Source organism: Paraburkholderia polaris (genome assembly GCF_012927345.1).
Classification (GTDB): domain Bacteria; phylum Pseudomonadota; class Gammaproteobacteria; order Burkholderiales; family Burkholderiaceae; genus Paraburkholderia; species Paraburkholderia polaris.
Map to the genome: position 1 here is coordinate 124,189 of NZ_JABBGJ010000025.1, position 19,204 is coordinate 143,392.

Annotated in this window: 17 protein-coding genes; 5 read left to right on the plus strand and 12 right to left on the minus strand. The window is 63.2% G+C overall.

The window, feature by feature from the left end:
• Positions 1–2: 2 nt before the first annotated feature.
• The 4 genes from HHL24_RS23355 to gltP form a co-directional block, all read right to left on the minus strand.
• Positions 3–1,247, minus strand: a complete 1,245-nt coding sequence (locus HHL24_RS23355; protein WP_169487735.1) for a Crp/Fnr family transcriptional regulator — start codon at positions 1,245–1,247, stop codon at positions 3–5.
• 319 nt (positions 1,248–1,566) lie between these two features.
• Complete coding sequence (locus HHL24_RS23360; RefSeq protein ID WP_169487736.1) at positions 1,567–1,770, minus strand: hypothetical protein; 204 nt, start codon at positions 1,768–1,770, stop codon at positions 1,567–1,569.
• A gap of 322 nt (positions 1,771–2,092) precedes the next feature.
• Positions 2,093–3,367 (minus strand): aminotransferase class V-fold PLP-dependent enzyme, encoded by a 1,275-nt coding sequence (locus HHL24_RS23365; protein ID WP_169487737.1) that lies wholly within the window; start codon positions 3,365–3,367, stop codon positions 2,093–2,095.
• Between the two features lie 55 nt (positions 3,368–3,422).
• Complete coding sequence (gene gltP / locus HHL24_RS23370) at positions 3,423–4,748, minus strand: glutamate/aspartate:proton symporter GltP (protein WP_169487738.1); 1,326 nt, start codon at positions 4,746–4,748, stop codon at positions 3,423–3,425.
• A gap of 116 nt (positions 4,749–4,864) precedes the next feature.
• On the opposite strand from gltP, the gene HHL24_RS23375 reads away from it, so the two are divergent.
• The gene (locus HHL24_RS23375) at positions 4,865–5,776 is read left to right on the plus strand and encodes a LysR family transcriptional regulator (protein ID WP_169487739.1); all 912 of its coding nucleotides are present in this window, start codon (positions 4,865–4,867) and stop codon (positions 5,774–5,776) included.
• 26 nt (positions 5,777–5,802) lie between these two features.
• Here HHL24_RS23375 and rbsK read toward each other — a convergent pair whose 3' ends face one another.
• The 4 genes from rbsK to HHL24_RS23395 all read right to left on the minus strand — a co-directional run bounded on the left by rbsK (position 5,803) and on the right by HHL24_RS23395 (position 10,523).
• Entirely contained in the window at positions 5,803–6,756 is a 954-nt protein-coding gene (rbsK, locus tag HHL24_RS23380; protein ID WP_169487758.1) for a ribokinase, read from the minus strand.
• A 25-nt stretch (positions 6,757–6,781) separates the two neighbouring features.
• On the minus strand, positions 6,782–7,783 hold the full coding sequence (locus HHL24_RS23385) for an ABC transporter permease (RefSeq protein ID WP_169487740.1): 1,002 nt from the start codon (positions 7,781–7,783) through the stop codon (positions 6,782–6,784).
• A 3-nt stretch (positions 7,784–7,786) separates the two neighbouring features.
• Positions 7,787–9,487: a sugar ABC transporter ATP-binding protein gene (locus tag HHL24_RS23390; protein WP_230417542.1), complete on the minus strand. Its 1,701-nt coding sequence runs from the start codon at positions 9,485–9,487 to the stop codon at positions 7,787–7,789.
• A gap of 73 nt (positions 9,488–9,560) precedes the next feature.
• The gene (locus HHL24_RS23395; protein ID WP_169487741.1) at positions 9,561–10,523 is read right to left on the minus strand and encodes a sugar ABC transporter substrate-binding protein; all 963 of its coding nucleotides are present in this window, start codon (positions 10,521–10,523) and stop codon (positions 9,561–9,563) included.
• Between the two features lie 202 nt (positions 10,524–10,725).
• On the opposite strand from HHL24_RS23395, the gene HHL24_RS23400 reads away from it, so the two are divergent.
• The 4 genes from HHL24_RS23400 (at position 10,726) to HHL24_RS23415 (ending at position 15,132) form a co-directional block, all read left to right on the plus strand.
• Positions 10,726–11,598, plus strand: a complete 873-nt coding sequence (locus HHL24_RS23400; RefSeq protein WP_169487742.1) for a LysR family transcriptional regulator — start codon at positions 10,726–10,728, stop codon at positions 11,596–11,598.
• Between the two features lie 285 nt (positions 11,599–11,883).
• Complete coding sequence (locus tag HHL24_RS23405; RefSeq protein WP_169487743.1) at positions 11,884–13,173, plus strand: NRAMP family divalent metal transporter; 1,290 nt, start codon at positions 11,884–11,886, stop codon at positions 13,171–13,173.
• A 280-nt stretch (positions 13,174–13,453) separates the two neighbouring features.
• Positions 13,454–13,978, plus strand: a complete 525-nt coding sequence (locus tag HHL24_RS23410; RefSeq protein ID WP_169487744.1) for a universal stress protein — start codon at positions 13,454–13,456, stop codon at positions 13,976–13,978.
• 68 nt (positions 13,979–14,046) lie between these two features.
• A complete protein-coding gene (locus HHL24_RS23415; RefSeq protein WP_169487745.1) occupies positions 14,047–15,132 on the plus strand; it encodes a lysylphosphatidylglycerol synthase transmembrane domain-containing protein in 1,086 nt (361 codons plus the stop codon).
• Here the strand turns inward: HHL24_RS23415 and HHL24_RS23420 are convergent.
• From HHL24_RS23420 to HHL24_RS23435, 4 genes are all read right to left on the minus strand, one after another.
• Entirely contained in the window at positions 15,129–15,368 is a 240-nt protein-coding gene (locus tag HHL24_RS23420) for a UDP-glucose 4-epimerase (RefSeq protein ID WP_169487746.1), read from the minus strand. The genes HHL24_RS23415 and HHL24_RS23420 overlap by 4 nt on opposite strands.
• 61 nt (positions 15,369–15,429) lie before the next feature.
• The gene (locus tag HHL24_RS23425) at positions 15,430–17,805 is read right to left on the minus strand and encodes an HAD-IC family P-type ATPase (protein ID WP_169487747.1); all 2,376 of its coding nucleotides are present in this window, start codon (positions 17,803–17,805) and stop codon (positions 15,430–15,432) included.
• Between the two features lie 51 nt (positions 17,806–17,856).
• Positions 17,857–18,456: an acetate uptake transporter gene (locus HHL24_RS23430; RefSeq protein ID WP_169487748.1), complete on the minus strand. Its 600-nt coding sequence runs from the start codon at positions 18,454–18,456 to the stop codon at positions 17,857–17,859.
• Positions 18,457–18,511: 55 nt separating this feature from the next.
• On the minus strand, positions 18,512–19,204 hold a 693-nt coding region (locus HHL24_RS23435; protein ID WP_169487749.1), incomplete at its 5' end, for an AMP-binding enzyme.

The window sequence follows — 19,204 nt, forward strand, 5'->3', positions numbered from 1 at the left end:
TGTCAGGCATCCACATTGGAAAGCGGCGCCGCAGTGACGGCCGACGATTTGATCGCGCGTACGGTCTCAATGAATCGCTCCTCGATCTCGGCAATTTCGAGCGGATCGATCTTGATTTCACGACGCATGACCCACGACACCTCTTTCTTTCGCGCCTCGGTCATCACCGAGAACAAACGATCGGAGACCGGCTCGCCCGTCACGGCAGCGAGCAATTTCGCGAGGTCGTAGGTATCGAAGGCGCTCACGGCTTCGAACAAGGTGCGCTGGTCGACAAACTCCAGATCGGCCAGAGACTTGATCTCGCTGGTACCACGGGGATTGCGCCGGGAAAAATACGTGATGCCCTTTTCCTCGACGTAGTTCAACACCTTGGTCTTGCGAAACGCGAAGATGTCTTCTGCGATTTCCGCATGCGAGAGCTTGTTGAGAATCAGATTCTTCTCGACACCGATCAGCGCTTCCAGGTCGGCCAGCTCGATCAGTTCCAGTTCGCTGTTGATCGAAACGTCGAGATCGTGGTCCGCCACCTGCTGAGCCCGTTCCGTGATCCGCACGGGATCGAAAGTCACGAGCTGCCGCCCTGCTGCGCCGTCGTGCGCCGAATATCGTGCGGACATCGTGCTCAGGCGATCTGAGCGGCCCGGCTCGAGCGTAACGAGGTTGAGTTTTTCCATGCGCTTGAGCATTGCCATCACATGCGGACGGGAATGACCGGCAATGGCATTGCACTTCTTGATGACTTCAGGCAGGGGCACCGAGAACTCCTCCCCTTGAGCGCGGCGCGCGCGTCCGTCCGCCCGGTCTACGCTCTCGACACCTGCCATCAGCGACAGAACATGCGCGTATGAGAGCACGCCTGGCAGAAAATCAGCATGCGTATTGGTGGCGAGAACATCGTCCTTCTTTTTCACGCGTCGAATCATGGTGCGCACGATATGGCGCAGCAGCGGCGATACACGCTCGAGTTCTTCTTCCACGACGCCTGCCGCGATCACGGTCAATTGACAGAAGCTAATGGCTTTCGCGGTGTGCGCGCGCGGTTCGGCGGGCAACAAGGATGCTTCGCCAAAAAACTCGCCCTTGCCGAGCGTGGCGAGGATGACTTTTTTGTCGTCGCATTGAGTGGATATTTCGACTTTGCCGTCTGCGATCACGTAGATGACGGCGTCGCCTGCGAAGCCTTCAGAGTAGATGACTTCGCCCGGAGCCGCTGCGCGCGACCATGGCGATCGTTGGTGATTCAAGATTCATTCCCCCGAAGAGCTATTGCTCGCGCATCCCGCTTCTTCATGAGGCGCGGGTAGGTGCGATGGTCCTGACTTATTGGACTGGATAACGACATGCAAAGCGCAAATCTTTAACCATCTCAATCGTCAGAGTAATAGCTGCAACGGCGCAAACGTTTGGCAGGCCATTCGCCTTGGCTATTCCCCACCCTCATCGCCCTCGCGTGGCGAGTCGCTCACCTCGATCCCATAGCGCTTGGGCTTCGCGTCAAGCAGTTGGCAGTTCACAGTGAGCCGCCAAGCGGCGTCAGTGCGATTGTTGCGGCCTGCGCCCCGCTCATCCCCCTGCGCCCGTGCGCAGACGTTCCAGCAATTCACGGCCCTGGCGGGTAAGTTGCAGCGTCGATCCTTGCGGATCACGCTGCCGTATTTCCACGAGCTCGTAACGGCGTAAGGCCAGCACATCCGGATCGAAAGCTTCCAGCCGCTTGTCTGGGTCGCCAAGCAGCATGAGTGTCGCGAGTTCGTGATGACTGAGCATCCGGCACCTCCATAGATCGATACATGGGCGATGGAGACATCCTAGACACGCGACACTACAGTTCGACTACGGTTGTGTTTCAGTGGATTACCTGCAGCGCTGTACACGTCGGCGGCAAACCGTCGCCGTGCCTTGCGGCACAGGCGGTGTGGGAAGTGAGTGAGTAAAGTGGCGCAACTCTTTTCGTACGCCCCGTAATTGGGGTCTGCGCATGAGTCGCGGGACCGGCGGGTCAGGTCTGCCGCCGGTCTTGCTTTCATTCAGTTTGCCAAGCCCGCTTAAACGCTCAACGGCGCGGTCCGGGAGGATCCGGACCGTCGCCTCACAGTGTCGTCAGCGCTTCGGTAATCGAAAGAAAGCGCTCGACGTCGCTGGGTGCATGACAATGCAGCGGCGAAATCCGCACTGCGCCGGCGAGATTGAACGACTTCAGCATCCGGCCGGAGTACAGGCTTGACGCGATCCGCTCGTAGACGATCACGCCACGTTTTTCGTATTCGCGCACGGCGTCGGTGGGGCTCAGGTTCGCGAAGCCGATACCGAGGATCAAGTCGCGCTTCGTCAGATCGGCGTGATCCCAGAAGACGTCCACGCCGTCGAGCCGCCGCAGGCCGCGCCGCCCGCCGTAGCCGTCGAGCATGGCGGCGAGCAGCGCACGTTCGTGCAACTCGATGCGTTTCATGCCCTCCACGAAGCGCTCACGGGGAGTGTCCGCAGCGCCAAATTGACCACCGATCCACGTCACGTAGTCGACGATCTCGGTGACGACAGCAAACTGCGCGGGCGCCGGGCTGCCGAGCTCCCACACCCCTTCCTGCTTGGCGTCGAGGCGGTGATGCGGCAGCAGGGCCGCACGCGGCGACAACCAGGAGATGCCCGAGCCGCGGCAGCCAAAAAACTTATAGGGCGCGAAATTGATGCCGTCCACTGGCGTTTTCTGCAGGTCGATGACACCATGCGGCGCGTGCTGGACCGCATCCACGACGATGTAAAGTCCGGGCTTCTTCTCTCTAGCGCGCTCAACGAGTGTCGCGATGTCGAACTTCGCGCCGGAAATATTCGACGCATACATGACGCTGAGCAGCGCCGTGTCCGCGTCGATCAACGACAGAATCGCGTCCACGTCCACCCCGCCCGTCTCCGGATTGCTAGGCGCAACGCGCAACGACTTGCCCGTGCGTTGTGCGTAGTACGTCATCGCGTCGAACGAAGACGGATGTTCGAGGATCGTCGTGACGGCATTGGTGCCCGGCACGTTCTCCATGATCGCGCGCACCATGTCGAACATCGCGCCCGACGCGGTCAACGACGTGTAGATGCTGCCGTCCTTCGCGTTGAGGATCGTGCGGATATCCGCCTCGCCGCGAGCCTGAATGTCCTGAAGATGCCGTGCGCGCGCGTGGATACGCTCCGGGCAATCGGGCAGCGCATCGATTCGTGCGAACGCGTCCACGGCCGCCTTGAGGCGGAACGAGCCGCCCGCGTTGTCGAAGAAGAGTCGCGCACGCCCGTCGATGTCGTGGTCGACATGGTGAAACCGTGCTTTGATCTCCTCAATCAACGACGCGGAAAAAAACTCGCCTTGGCTACTGCTCATCTGAATGCTCCTGATCTGTCTGCTAAATGATTGTCGTGCTACGAACCGTGCCTGCTCAGGCGTCGAGCGACGCGAGATACGCTTTGCCCTTTTCCGCGTCGTACTGGCGCTCCCATTTGGCGATGACGAGCGGTGCAAGCGCATTGCCCACCACGTTAAGCGCGGTACGTCCCATGTCCATCACACGGTCCACGCCGGCGATGAAAGCGAGCCCTTCGAGCGGCAGCCCCGCGCTTGCAAGCGTCGCGAGAAGAATCACGAACATAAAGCCCGGCACGCCAGCCGCACCCTTGGACGTCACGACCATCGTCAATACGAGCACCATCTGCTCCTGCCAGCCGAGATGAATGCCATATAGCTGCGCGACGAACAGCGTACCGATGCCGAGGTAGATCGACGCGCCGTCGAGATTGAACGTATAGCCGGTCGGCACGACGAAGGTCGCGATGCTCTTCGGCACGCCGTAGTCCTCCATCTTCTTCATCAGTTGCGGCAGTACCGTCGCCGAACTGCAGGTCGAGAACGCGATGATCAGCTCGTCCTTAATGACGCGCAGCAGCGTAAAAATACGAAAGCCGAATAGCCGGGCCGTGATGCCGAGCACGACGAGCACAAACAGCACGATCGCGAGATACGTGACGGCCACCAGCTTGAGCAACGGCAGCAGCGACCCGAAACCGAAGCTCGCAACCGTCACCGCGATCAGCGCGCACACACCGATCGGCGCGTAATGCATCACCATGTTCGTCACCTTGAACATCGCTTCCGCAACGCCCTTGAGCATCGCGATCACCGGTTTGCGGAATTCTTCCGGGACCGACTGCAGGCCGAGGCCGAACAGCACGGAAAAGAAGATCACCGGCAGCAGGTCGCCCTTCGCCATCGAAGCGAGGATGTTGTCGGGAATCACGCCGAGCAGGAGGGCCATCAATCCGTGATGCCCCTGCACCTGCTGGGTCACCTGCTGATAGCGGGAAATGTCGGTATGGCCGAGTTGCGACATATCGGTGCCCACGCCCGGCTGCAGCACGTTGCCGAGAATGAGACCGAGCAGGATCGCGATCGTGGTGATCACCTCGAAGTACACCAGCGTCTTCAGGCCGATGCGCCCAAGCGATTTGCCGTCTCCAACGCCGGCGATCCCGACCACCATGCTCGTGAACACGATCGGCACAACGATCATCTTGATCAGCTTGATGAAGATGTCGCCGGCTGGCTGCAAGAGCCCTGAAACGGTCGCGTCCCGCATCTGCGGGAAGTGGTTCAACACCAGCCCGACCGCGATGCCAATGATCAGACCAATCAGTATTTGCCACGCGAGGCCGATACGCGGTTTGCGCTCGATGTGGTTGGCGGGTGGGCTTTCGATAACGGTATCCATGCTCTCTCCAGATTGGGGGCGGGGCGACGGAGGAACCTTAAGCAGCCGAAATAAGTAAAAAAAGCGATTTTTTTATATGAGAAACTATCGCTTTATCTCATGCAAAGGGCGGCGCGATGCTGACGTTCAAGCAGATGGAAGCGCTTTACTGGATCGTTCAGCTCGGCTCGTTCGAAGCGGCTTCGAGCCGGCTCAACACCACGCAGTCGGCCGTCTCGAAGCGGATTCAGGAACTCGAGCGCGCCTTCGACCTGACGGTATTCGACCGCGCGCATCGCAGCGCAAGGCTGACCCAGAAAGGCGCCGAGTTCTTCTCGTACGCCAAAGAACTGCTCGAACGGCGTGACCAGATTGTCGAGCGGATCAGCTCAAAAGAGGCGCTGGTGCGCCAGATCCGCATCGGGGTGACTGAACTGACGGCGCTGACGTGGCTGCCTCGCCTGATCGGCGCGATCCAGGCCGAGTATCCGAAGGTTGTCGTCGAAGCCGAGGTGGATCTGAACGCGACGCTGCGCGACCGGCTCGCCGACGACACGATCGACATCATCGTCGTTCCACAAATCCACAGCACCGAGCCCTTCTCGATGACGAAGGTCGGTGAAGTGGACAACGCGTGGATGTGTGCGCCCGCACTGGCGCCGAAGAAGGCGGCCCTTTCGCTCGCCGAGATCGCGCAGTTTCCGCTGATCCTGCAGGGCGGCCTGTCGGGAACGGGCTTTATCTATAGCCGTTTTCTACAGGAGCACGGGGTCAGCATGCAAAGAATTCTTGCAAGCAACAGCCTGATCGCGCAGATTGGGCTGACACTGTCGGGCCTCGGCGTCAGCTATCTGCCCAAGGCCTGCCTGAACCACATGGTCACACGCGGCGCGCTCGGCATGATTCAGACGCGGCCCGCGCTGCCGCCCGTCTCATACGTCGCGATGCATCGGGCGGAACAGCCGCATTCGCTCAATACTGAAATCGCCCGGCTCGCCGCTCAGTGCTGCGATTTCAGTTCGAACCTGCTCGATCCGGGCCGGGTCTGAGCGAGACCTCGGCCCTATGAGTCATTTCAGGCTGCGCTTTCCACTTCCGCGCGAGTCGGAATCGACGGCTGCGCACCCGCGCGCGTGACGGAAATCGAAGCCGCGCGTTGTGCGAGGCTGATCGCGCCTTCCAGCGGCTGCCGGGCGGCGAGTTGCGCGGCAAAGACACCGATAAAGGTGTCGCCGGCCGCGGTCGTATCAACCGCCCGCACCTGCGGCGCGGGAAAATGCGTGCCTTCGCCGCCTTCCGGCAGCAGGTAAGCGCCTTGCGCACCGAGCGTGACGATCACGTTGCGAGCGCCGCCGCGTTGCAGTTCCAGGGCCGCCCGTCTCGCGCCGCTTTGCGATTCGACCGGCAAGCCGGCGAGTATCGCGGCCTCGACCTCGTTCGGCACGAGATAGTCGACGAGAGGCAGCCATTCCGCGGGTAGCGGGCCGGTTGCCGGCGCCGGGTTCAGCACGGTGATCTTGCCCACGCGCCGGGCGAGCGCGAGTGTTGCGTGGACGGAATCCCAGGGTGTTTCCAGTTGGCAGACCACGACGTCGCTGGCCTTGATCGCCGCTTCGTGGCGCGCGACGCTCTCAGGGGTGAGTTCGCCGTTACTGCCCGCGACCACCACGATCGTGTTCTGTCCGTCGTCCGACACGGTCACCATCGCAACGCCGGTGGGCTGTGCCGGGTCGACCTCGATACCCGCGCAGTCGATCCCTTCCGCTTCCAGATCCTTGACCCGCTGAACCCCATTCGCGTCCTTCCCCACGCGTCCGACCATCGCCACGCGCGCGCCGATCCGGGCGGCCGCCACCGCCTGGTTGCCGCCCTTGCCGCCCGCAACCTGCGAGAACTCCTGTCCGCTGATCGTCTCGCCCGGCCGCGGCAAATGCGGCGCGCGGGCGACCAGGTCGGTATTGATGCTGCCCACCACGAGCACGCGGCCCGGCTTCACTTCTTTCGACACGTTCACTCTCCTGCCGACCATCCACGAATGGTCGCTAATGGTCAATTCATGCGGCGCGACGCCGGCTTCTATAGGTATCCAGCACGACGGCCACGACAATCACCGCGCCCGTGATAATGCGTTTGGTCGGCTCGGTCGCCCCGATCTGGGCGAGACCCGCGGCCAGCACCGAGATGATCAACACGCCAAAGAAGGTGCTGATCACCGAGCCGCGTCCGCCCATCAAGCTCGTGCCACCGATCACGACGGCCGCGATCACCTGCAATTCGATGCCCTGGCCAGCGTTCGGGTCCGCGGCCTCAAGCCGCGAGATCTGGAACAGGGACGCCAGACCGGCCAGCAGGCCCATCAGCGCGAAGACCGCCACCTTGTAAGGCCGCGGGTTGACACCCGCGAGGCGCACCGCTTCCTCGTTCGTGCCGATGCCAATCAGATAGCGCCCGAAGACCGTGCGGGTCAGCACCAACTGCGCCACGATCATGACAACGATGGCAATCAGGAACGCCGGCGAAATGCCGAACGCAATCGGGTTGGACAGAAAATCGAACGCGTCGCCGATATAGGCCGTGCGGGAGTTGGTCAGTTGATATGCGAGACCGCGGGCCGCCTCGAGCACGCCGAGCGACACGATGAACGACGGAATCCGCCAGGCCACGGTAATCATGCCAGTCAAGCAGCCCGTCAGAGCCGCCCCCGCCATGCCGAGCAAGGCCGCGGGCAACGCCGGCCAGTGCCACTGCAAGGCCGCGACGCTCGTGAGCGCCGCGCCGAGCGCCAGCACGGAACCGACCGACAGATCGATCCCGGCGATGATGAGCACGAAGGTCATGCCGATCGACATCACGACCAGATCGGGAATCTGGTTCGCGATCGTGCTGAAGGTGTCGTAGCTCAGGAAGTGCGAGCTCAGCAGCGAGAACAAGACGATCATCCCGAGCAACGCGCCGAGCAGGCCGAGGTAGTTGGAGAATCCGAGGCGCGTGCCGATCGGCTTCGCGTCTTTGGGCGGTTCGTTCTGCAACGAAGGCAGGCTGGTTGGTGCGGTCATGCTTCAATACTCCACAGATTTTTTGTCGGGCGCCGTTGCGTTGGGCGCCACTGCGTCGGGCGCCGTTGCGTCGGGCGCCGTTGCGTCGGGCGCCGCTGCGTCGGGCGCATTCGCGTGGGGCGCCCGTGCGTCGGGTTCGATCGGATCGTGCAGCAGCGCGTCGCGTTTCGTGTAGCCCGCGAACGCCGCTGCGAGCAGTGCGTCCTGGGTCCAGCTTCCGCGCTCGAACATGCCTGTCATCCGTCCTGCCGACATCACCCCGATCCGGTCGCAAATCGACATCAACTCGCGCAGATCGCTCGACACCACCACCAACGCGCGGCCTTCCCGCGCGAGCGCGCCCATCAAGGCATAGATATCGAACTTCGCACCGACGTCGATGCCGCGTGTGGGCTCGTCGAACAGCAGCACCGTGCAATCGCGCGCGAGCCAGCGCCCGATCACCACCTTCTGCTGGTTGCCGCCGGAGAGCTCGGACACCGGTTGCGACGGCCCCGCGCTGCGGATGCTCATCGCGTCGATCTGTTTGCGCGCAAGCGCCGCCTCGCGACGGCCGTCCACCACGCCGTGCTTCGACACCGCACGCAGATGGCCGAGCGAGATATTGGCGGCAATGGGCTGCGTCAGCAGGAGGCCCTCGCCTTTGCGATCCTCTGTAATCAGCGCGATACCGTTCCTCACGGCGTCCGCTGGCGACGAGACCTGCACGGCTTCGAGCGGGCCGCCGCCATGTGCGATCGACACCGTGCCGGCATCCGCGCGATCGGCCCCGTAGATAAGCCGCATCAATTCCGTACGGCCCGCACCGATCAAACCGCTGATGCCGAAAATCTCACCCGCCTTCACTTCGAAGGACACGTCGCGCACAACCGGCTCGCGGGTCATGCCCGCGACCTTGAGCGCCACCTCACCGATGCGCCGCTCGCCGAGATCGATCCGCTCGCCGATATCGCGCCCCACCATGAGCGTGACCAGACGGTCGGCCGAGAGATTGGCCATCTCGTCGACATGCACGAGACGCCCGTCGCGCAGCACGGCGGCGCGGCGCGCGATACGCTTCAACTCTTCCAGTCTGTGCGAGATGTACACCAGCGCCACGCCGCGCGCCTTGAGCCGCTCGACCTGCTCGAACAGCAGGTCCACCTCGCGGGCGGTCAGCATCGCAGTGGGTTCGTCGAGGATCAGCACGCGGCAATCGCCGATCAAATTGCGCGCGATTTCGACCATCTGCTGATGGCCAATGCCTAGCGTGCCCACCAGCGTGTCAGGGTGGATCGCGTCGAGCCCGACTTGCGCCATGGCGTGCCGGGCGTCCTCGCGCAGTTTGGCGCGGTCGATCCAGCCGAACATGCCGCGCTGCGGCAAGCGGTTCAGGAACAGGTTCTCCGCCACCGAAAGAGTCGGCAGCAGGTTCAACTCCTGCATGACCATGCGCACACCGAGCGCCTCGGCGTCCTTGCGGCTGGCCGGCGTGTAAGCCGCGCCGCCCAGCGTCATGGTGCCGGTAGTGGGCGTGACGAGACCGCCGACGATCTTGGACAAGGTGCTCTTGCCCGCGCCGTTTTCGCCGGTCAGCGCCAGCACCTCGCCCGCGTACAGTTCCAGCGAGATATCGGCGAGCACCGGCCCGGCGTAGGTCTTGCCGATGCCGCGAACACTCAGCACAGGCGGGGCATCAGCAAGGGATTGGATGGGAGTAGACATCAGATTGATAAAGCCAGACAAAGATCAGGCAGCGTGGCCCATCATGCGACACGGGCCACGCGATGTGTCAGTCTTACTTGGTGACCAGATCGACAGGCGTTTCGACGACGCCCGACAATTCCGACTGCTTCTTGTGTTCGGCAAGGGCCTTCAGCGCCGTATCGATACCGAACACGGCCTGTTTGGCAGCGTACTGATTGGCTGTGGCGAGAACGCGGCCGTCGGCGAGCATCGGCTTGATCGCATCGATGTCGTCGTAGCCCACCACCTGCACCTTGCCGGCCTTGCCTGCCGCGCGCACGGCCGAGACCGCGCCGATTGCCATGTTGTCATTGCCGCACAGCAGCGCCTTGACGTCCGGGTTCGCATTGAGAATCTGGCTCGCGACGGCGTTGCCCTTGTCGATCTCCCACTCGCCCGATTGCAGCGAGACGACCTTCATGCCTCCCGTCGCCATGGCCTGCTTGAAGCCGGCCGAGCGTTGCTGCGCGTTGGTGGTGGTCGACACGCCTTCAATAATGGCAACGTTGTCGCCCGACTTCAGGTGTTTGGCCAGATAGTCGCCCACCTTCAGCGCGCCCTTCGCGTTATCCGGGCCGACAAACGGGATGTTCAGGTTCTTCGACTTGAGCACGTCCGGATCCAGCTGGTTATCGATATTGACCACGATAATGCCGGCGTCGACCGCCTTCTTGAGAACCGGCACCAGCGCCTTGGAATCGGCCGGTGCGATCACGAGCGCGTCGACCTTGGACACGATCATCTGCTCGACGATGCGGATCTGGTTAGCCGTATCGGTTTCGTCCTTGATGCCGTTCGTGACGAGATCGAATTTCGTGGGATTCTGTTTCTGATAGTTTTTCGCGCCGGTTTCCATGGTCAGGAAAAACTCATTCGCCAACGATTTCATCACCAGGGCGACTTTCGGCTTGTGAGCGGCCTGCGCGAACGCTGCGCCCGGCAAGATCGACACTGCGAGGAAGGCTGCGCTGGCTACGATGGCGCGACGCCGCGCCGGTTGGAAATGACGAATCATTGATGTCTCCGTATCGCTCGTTCGGTCTACGTACTGATAGCCGTTGAGTCGTGTGATGGGCAGGTTCGCCAAACTTGCCGCCGGCTGCCGATAAAACCCTCAGGTTTCTTTGCCAGATGCTGGGACGAGTATGGCCAGATCCAATGCTATCCTCGCGATCCACGTTATGCTATGCCCAATTTCAAAATCGAGCGTTTCAAAAATGGAACACGTAGACTGGGACGACCTGCGGATTCTGGTGGAGATCGCGCGCGGCGGGACCATGCGAGCCGCTGCGGCGGCATGCGATCTGAGCGCGCCGACCCTGTCGCGCCGCCTGAGCGAGCTTGAACGGCGGCTTGGCGAGCCCCTCATCGACCGGGTGCCGTCAGGTTGTACGGTAACGGCGTTCGGCGCGCGCGTGCTGGCCTGGGCCGAGCAGATGGAGTATCTCGCCCACCAGATCGAGCGTGCCGCGGACGTGACCGGTGGCGCGGGCGCGCATGGCACGGTGCGGATTAACGCCGTCGAATGGCCGTCTTACATTTTGCTTAAGTTGCTCGGCTCGTTCCAGGACCGGCTGCCCGGCCTCGCGATCGAAGTGCTGACTTCACGACGGCCGTATAGCCTTGCCCGCCGCGAAGCGGACATCGCGCTGTGGTCCGAATGCCCCGACGAGGGCGATCTGTATGTCCGGCGAATCGGCCGAATCCGCTTCGGGCTGTTCGGTTCGCGCGATTACTATCTGCGCCACAAGGCAGCGATCACGAGGAAGGAATGGGACAAGCTGTCGTTCGTCGGTTACGACGACCGGCAGCCCGATCATCCGGCCACGCAATGGCTGAAAACCCTGCCCGGCGCGCCTGCGCCGTCGCTACGAAGCAGCTATGGCATGGGCGTATTCGACGGCGTGCTGGGCGGCTCCGGGCTCGGCGTGCTGGCCCAGCTTGCGGGCGACACCACGAGCGATCTCGTCTGTGTCGAGAAGCACATCAAGGCGCTCGACCAGGACGTGTGGATGGTGCTGCATCCCGCCCTGCGCGATAGCGAGCGCATCCGGACCGTGGCCAACCTCATCGCCGAGATCTTCCGTTAGGCCGGGGCCCAGGCGTTCGCGCGGCTCAGGCAGCTTCACCGGACACATACAGAGTGGGTAGCTGGGTCGCGTGGTACGACACCGTACCGACTGCTTCGGCAAATAGGCGCACCCTCGATCCGTCACGCGGCGTGTTGACAAAACAGCGCGGCAAACAGCCCTAGGTTGCCCGCGCCGCTTCACGCTACCGCGTCGGCATGAAGGCGTGACAGCGCATGAACCGGCGGCGCCCGCAACGATCTGACGTGCGGATACGGTCGCGCCGGCCATCAGGAGCCTCCGGCCATGGATACCCTCACCCGCGATCCGGTCAAGCAGCCGACTCGTCCCAAACTGCTCCAGGTGATGGGCCCAGGCCTCATCACCGGCGCCTCGGACGACGACCCGAGCGGCATCGCCACCTACTCGCAGGTTGGCGCGCAGTTCGGCTACGGCCTCGCGTGGACCTTGCTGTTCAGCTATCCGCTGATGGCCGCGATCCAGGAGATCAGCGCGCGCATCGGGCGGGTCACCGGCTGCGGCATCGCCGGCAATTTGCGGCGGCACTATCCGCGCTGGCTGTCCACGAGCGTCGTCAGTCTGCTGCTGATTGCGAACATCATCAACCTGGGGGCCGACCTCGGCGCGATGGGCGCGGCGCTCAAGCTGTTGATCTCGGGTCCCGCGCTGCTGTATGTCTGTGGTTTTGGCTTGCTCTCGGTCGCGCTCGAAATTTTTACGCGTTACTCGCGCTATGTATCGATACTCAAATGGCTATGCCTGTCGCTCTTCAGCTACGTGATCTGCGCATTCGTCGTCAAAGTGCCGTGGACCCAGGTGGGCTGGGCGGTGATCTGGCCGCCACTCTCCTTGAAACCGGATTACATCGTGGCCATCGTTGCGGTCATGGGTACTACGATCAGCCCTTACCTGTTTTTCTGGCAAGCCGAGCAGGAAGTCGAAGACGAACTGGAACGGCCCAGCGCCCATCCGCTCACGCACGCGCCGTGGGAAGCCCCGGCCGAGTTCGCGCGGATTCGCATTGACACCTATCTCGGCATGGCGCTGTCGAATACCATCGCGTTCTTTATCGTCGTAACTACGGCGGCGACACTGCATGCTCACGGGCTCACCAATATCCAGACCTCGGCCCAGGCGGCAGAAGCGCTGCGAGCGGTTGCGGGACCGCTCACGTTCGTCATTTTCGCAGCAGGCATTATCGGCACCGGTTTGTTGACGCTGCCGGTACTGGCCGGTTCGGGTGCCTACGCGGTGGGCGAACTGTTCGCGTGGCGCGTCGGTCTTGCCCGCCTGCCGCTGCAGGCAAAGGCGTTCTATGGTGTGATCGCCGCAGCGACAGCGATCGGCGTCGGCCTGAATTTCACCTCGATCGACCCGGTGAAGGCGCTCTTCTGGAGCGCGGTGCTCAACGGGGTAGTCGCCGTGCCGGTCATGATCGTCATGATGCATCTGTCGATGCGCACTGGCATCATGTCGCGCTTCACATTGCCGTTGACGCTGCGCGTTCTGGGTTGGGTTGCGACGGGTGTGATGGCGGTTACGGTCGTGGCGATGGGTGTCTCGTGGGTTGCGTGAGCCGCGTGCGCGCAAAGGCGCTCGCGGCGCCGTAGCGATCTGCCTCTATCGTCGAAGCGGCTAAGCTTTGGGCGGCTTGCATGCGTTGCGGGTGCCGTGCGGAAGCCGTCGTGAACGTCACCGTACAGACACGATTCACGATGCGTGCCAGAGTGGTTGCTGGCCGTGCATGCGCCAGCAATTCCCCAACCGCTTTCGCGCAACAGGCTTGTTGGCCTGCGGACTTGGCGTGCGCAACACGGCACGGCGACTCTTTGAACGAACTCACATCGAGGTCCACATGTACGCACGCATTCTGGTAGCGATCGACGGCAGCGAAACGTCTGAACACGCATTCGACGCCGCTTTACAACTCGCACACGAGAGCGGCGCGCAATTGCAACCGCTCTATGTCGTCGACAACCCGCTGATGGCGTATGACGCCTCCGGCTACGATCCGACGATCCTGCGCGACGCGTTCGTGGAAGAAGGTCAGCGATTGCTGGCGGACGCACTGGCCCGCATGAAGCACGAGAATGTGGCCGGCACACCGCGGATGGTGGACGTCGCGCCGATCGGCGAGGATATTTCGGAGCGCATCCGCATCACGGCCAACGAATTCAATGCGGACCTTCTGGTGCTCGGCACGCACGGCCGGCGCGGCTTCAGGCGCCTGTTTCTCGGCAGCGTTGCCGAGCGCGTGGTGCGCAGTGCCTGCTGTCCGGTGTTGCTGGTGCCGAGCCGCCAGACACAAACCACGCATGTAGAGTCGGCCAACCCTGGCCACGCCGACGTCGCCGCAGCGATGTACGAGATGCCGCGCTAGCGCGGCATCCGTACCGTCGCGGCGATCGGCTAGGCCATCTTGCAGCACCTTCAATCGCATCCCATCCAATGAGCACTCCGCAGATCCGCTCCGCCCACGCCCCGCTGAGGCCGGGAAGCGACGCCTCGCGGCCGAAGCGGACGGCCGCCACCGAGACCGGCCTCGTGCACGTTGCCCCCGGGCTGCTCGGCAAAACGTCGCGGCTGCGCTCGCTGATGTTCTGGATCGTAGGACTGGTGGGCTTTCTGGCCGTCATTCTGGTCGTGCTGCATTTCGGCTCGCTGCAAAAGATGGCCGAACTGGTGCGATCGGCACGGCCTGGCTGGCTGCTTGTCGCGCTTGCCGTACAGTCGGCCACCTATATCAGTGCCGCGTTCGTATGGCGCGAGGCCCTGCACCGGGCCGGACATCCGCTGCCTCTACGGACCCTGGTTCCGCTCGGTATCGCCAAGGTTTTCACCGACCAGGTGCTGCCGAGCGGCGGCATCAGCGGCACGATGCTCGTGGTGCGCGGCCTGATCGGGCGGCGCGTCCCTGCCGAGATTGCGATGGCTGCGATGCTGGTCGGTATGGTTTCTTACGACATCGCCTATCTGATCGTGGTGCTCGCAAGCGCCAGCGTCCTGTGGTTCCAGCATCGGATGAACGTGGCGCTGATCGCCGGTGTGGCGATCTTCGTGGTCGTCACGGTGGCGGTACCGGCTGCCGTGCTGGGACTCAAACAATGGGGCACACGTGCGCCGATCGCGTGGCTCAGCAGGTGGCTGGGTGTCACTACGCTGCTTCAGGAACTGACCGACGCGCCCACCCGCCTGCTGCGCAGCCCGCGCCTGCTCATGCAGACGGTGGGACTGCAACTAGCCATCTTCGTATTCGATGCCTTGACGCTCTGGCTTGCGTTCAACGCGATCGGCGAAGTACCACCGCTGTGGGTGGTGTTCGTGAGCTTCATCATCGCGTCGATGGTGGCAACGATCGGGCCCATTCCGGTCGGCCTGGGAACCTTCGAGGCGACCTCCGTGGGGATGTTGAGTTTGCTCGGCGTTTCAGTAGAAGCCGCGCTGGCCGGCACACTCCTGCTGCGTGGCCTGACCTTCTGGCTGCCAATGCTGCCCGGCGTCTGGCTGGCGCGCCGGGAAATACAGCGTCACTAGCAGGCGCTAATCGTGTTCGATGTCGTCAGGTCCACCCACGACATGCCTTCCTTCAACCCTTCCAGCACGGCCTCCTGCGGCGTGCCGAAAGTTCGGTCGTGCGTGAATTCGCGCACAACGGCACCATCCGGCGCGGCAATGCAGGTGCCGATCAGACAGCCGAATTCAGCGCCGCTTTCGCGTGCGCAAGCCGTGACCGTCCAGCCGCCGCCGTCCACCTTCCCTGACATGTCCATGAAATTTTGCCTCGCGCAGAGTCAACATCCTGGAGTTCGACGCCCCGCATTCGCACGCTGCCTAGCTGATCTTCAGACGCGCAAACACGGGAATCTTGATCGCGGCGAGCACAAACGCGAACACCACGGTCGCCGCGAATACTTCACCAATCAAAGCCGGCGGGAGTGCCGCCATCGCGATGCCGCCAATCGCAAGGCCGGCGGCGATCAGCACATCGGCAACCGACGAAACGACCATCCACACGCCTGGCCGCTTGCCCCACATGCGCCGCCTATGTCGAATCGCGTACAACGTGGCCTGCCCGCCGAACACGAGGACCACAAAGGTCAGCGTGCGTAAAGCGTCGATATTCAGGTCCATCGCAAACTTGCCGATAGCGAGCGCCCCGCTGCAAAACGCCACGAGAGCAAAGCCGATGAATACGCCGACCACGGTCAGATTCGAGATGCGCCAGGCATTCGGCGACGGGGACGGTTCGACGCGATCGGTCGTGAGCGACATTGCGAGGAAGTCACCCGCGATCATCAGAATTACCATCAACAGCGGAGTCAGAATCGCATGACCGGTTACGAGGAGTCCGATCACCAGCAGGAAAGCAGTGGCGATCTTCTTGATGACAGAATTCAGCGTGTACGTGAGGATACGCTGGAACGTCAGGCGCCCTTCCTTGACAGCCGTGACGATGCCGCCGAGGCCCGCTTCCGTGAGCACCATGCCCGCCGCCGATTTGGCCACATCCGTCGCCGTCGAAACCGCGATGCCGATCTGCGCCTGGCGCAACGCGGGCGCGTCGTTGGCGCCGTCGCCGCACATGCCGACGGTGTGGCCGGTTTGCTGGAAAGCCTTGACGAGCTTGTATTTGTCTTCGGGCAGGACACCGGCAAACACAGCGAATGACTGCGGTTCAACCTGATCGGGGAGGCTGCCCGGTGGGCAAATCGGACCATATAGGCCGATTGCCTGCGCGACGATCGCGGCCGTGGCCGGCGCATCGCCCGATACCATCACCACGCGCACCCCGAGCCCGTGCAACTCCTTGATGAACGCCGCCGAGTCGGCGCGCGGCGGGTCGCTCAGCGCGACGAGGCCCACCAGTTGCAATGCATCGGCTACGCCCGCCGCTAACGCCAGTACGCGCAGGCCCTGACCTTCGAGTTCTGCCACGCGTGCCCGCGCCGTCGCCGAGGTTTGCGACAGCGAGATGACGACCGCCGATGCCCCCTTGACGATGCGCCGGATCGCACCGGACGGATCGGCCACGCTCGCTTCGGATGTCTTGGTCGACGGATCGAACGGCTTGAGCGCGACCAGTTTCAGCACGCCGTCTTCGGTGGTGTGCGCAAGACGCGCCGCCGCGTCGCGAATCGCCTTGTCGACGGGATCCTGGCTGCCTTCAGCGCTCGCCAGCGCCGCCAACGTCAGCACGTGGCTTATGTCGAAACCGGGCATCGGCGCGACCGTGCTCACGCTCAGCGCATTGCAGGTCAGCGTGCCGGTCTTGTCGGAACACAGCACGTCCATGGTGCCAGCCTCGTCGACGGCGGACAGGCGTGTCGACAGCACGCCCTGCGCTGCGAGCGCACGCGCGCCGAGCGTGGCCGAGAGCGTGAAGGTAGCCGGCAGTGCAACAGGGATAGACGCCAGCACCGCCGTCAGGATCAGCGGCACGATGTCGGCGAGCGGCATATGGAGATATAGCGCATAGCCCACCAGGAAAGCGATCACGGCCACGCTGAACGCTGCGAGATTGCGAACCACCAGCAACACGGCCTTTTGCTGCGAACTCGCCACATGCGCGGTACGGACCAGTTCCGCTGTGCGGCCGAATCGCGTGTTCGCGCCGGTAGCGGTCACGAGCGCCACTGCCTCGCCGCGCCGCACCAGGGCCCCGGCGAAGGTCAGCGTGCCGGACGTTGCTTCGATCGGTACAGATTCGCCCGTGAGCATCGAATGGTCGAGCAGCGCGTTGCCGGACGCGATCCGCATGTCTGCCGCCACCACGCCGCCGAGCGAGAGCTTGACGACATCGCCCTCGACCAGATCCGCGGCCGGGACGATCGACCATGTCCCATCGCGCAGTACCGAGGCGTTCGTCGCGAGGCGCGACTTCAATGCGGTCAGCGTCGCCTGTGCACGACTTTCCTGCAAAACGCCCAGAACGGCATTGAACACCAGCAAGCCGGCAATGATCCCTGCTTCGACGAAGCGGCCGAGCACGCACTGCAATATCACGGCGGCCTCAAGCATCCACGGCACGGGCGCCCAGAATTTCTCAAGCACCATGCGCCACGTGCTCGCCGACGTGTCGGGAAGCGTGTTCTTGCCCGACTCGGCTCGCCTGCGGCGCGCTTCAGTGCTGCTCAGACCGGTTTTGATCGCTACATCCGGCTGGTTTGCCGCTTCAATGATCGGCACGGGCGCTACCGCAGACGTCACACTCACTCTCCTGGGTCGAAACAATCCGCAGCCGACGCCCGTTTTAGACGATCAGAGCGCCACAGCATGCCGGCTCAGTATCCGCGGATCGCCAACCGGCAGAACCACCCGCCCATGCACCTCGTTGATCACATCGGCTGCGGACAGGTAGAACGCGAGCGCCGCCGTGACGAGCCCCATATAGCCGCCGGCCATCCGCACCAGACCTGAACCCGTCCACTCTCCTCCAGCCAGCAGGCCGAAGGTGATCCAGAGCGCCAGAAAGATGAACTGCAGCGCGCGAGGCGAGCGAAAGGTGGCCAGCCACATGTAGAACGTGAAGACACCCCAAAGAAACAGATACCAGCCGACGAACGCGGGCGGCACCTTGTCGTGCAGAAAGAGCACGAACAGCGCAAACGACCACCAGAACGCGCCATAGCTCAGAAAGGCCGTCGCGCCGAAGGTGTTGCCGCGCGGCAACTCCATCATCCCGGCAATGGCCTGCGCGGTCCCGCCGTAGGCGAGCGCGCAGGCGAGCACGAGGCCCATCGATTCGCCAGAAAACCAGCCGGCGTTGATCATGCTCAGCAGCCACGTCGTCAATGCAAAGCCGGCGAGACCCAGTGGCGCGGGGTTCGCTAATGTGGTTCGGATCGGTGCGCTGGCCATGGCCTGCTCCTGAAGATAAAAAACGTTCCGGCAATCTCGCATCCTTCGCGAACCCTCACCCGAGCTGATCGAGAATCGCCGGATTTTCCAGCGTGGATATGTCCTGCGTAATTTCTTCGCCGGCCGCCAGCGAGCGCAGCAAGCGGCGCATGATCTTGCCCGAGCGTGTTTTCGGCAAGTTCTCGCCGAAGCGGATTTCTTTGGGCTTCGCGATCGGTCCGATCTCCTTGCCGACCCAATTGCGCAATTCGGTCGCGATTCTGATCGCCTGGTCCCCGGTTGGCCGCTCGCCCTTCAACACCACGAACGCGACGACGACCTCACCGGTCGTGTCGTCGGCGCGGCCCACGACCGCGGCTTCGGCGACCAGTGGGTTCGCGACTAGCGCCGACTCGATCTCCATCGTGCCGAGCCGGTGGCCCGATACGTTGAGCACATCGTCGATACGACCGGTAATCGTGAAGTAGCCGGTGTCCGCGTCACGCACCGCGCCGTCACCGGCGAGGTACAGCTTGCCGCCGAGATCTTCAGGGAAGTAACTCTGCTTATAGCGCTCCGGATCGCCCCAGACGCCGCGCAACATCGACGGCCATGGCCGTTTGACGACGAGAATGCCGCCCTGCCCGTTCGGCACGTCCTGCCCGGTTTCGTCGACGACCGCGGCCATGATGCCCGGCAGCGGCAGCGTGCACGAACCCGGCACCAGTGGCGTGGCGCCCGGCATCGGCGCGATCATGTGGCCACCCGT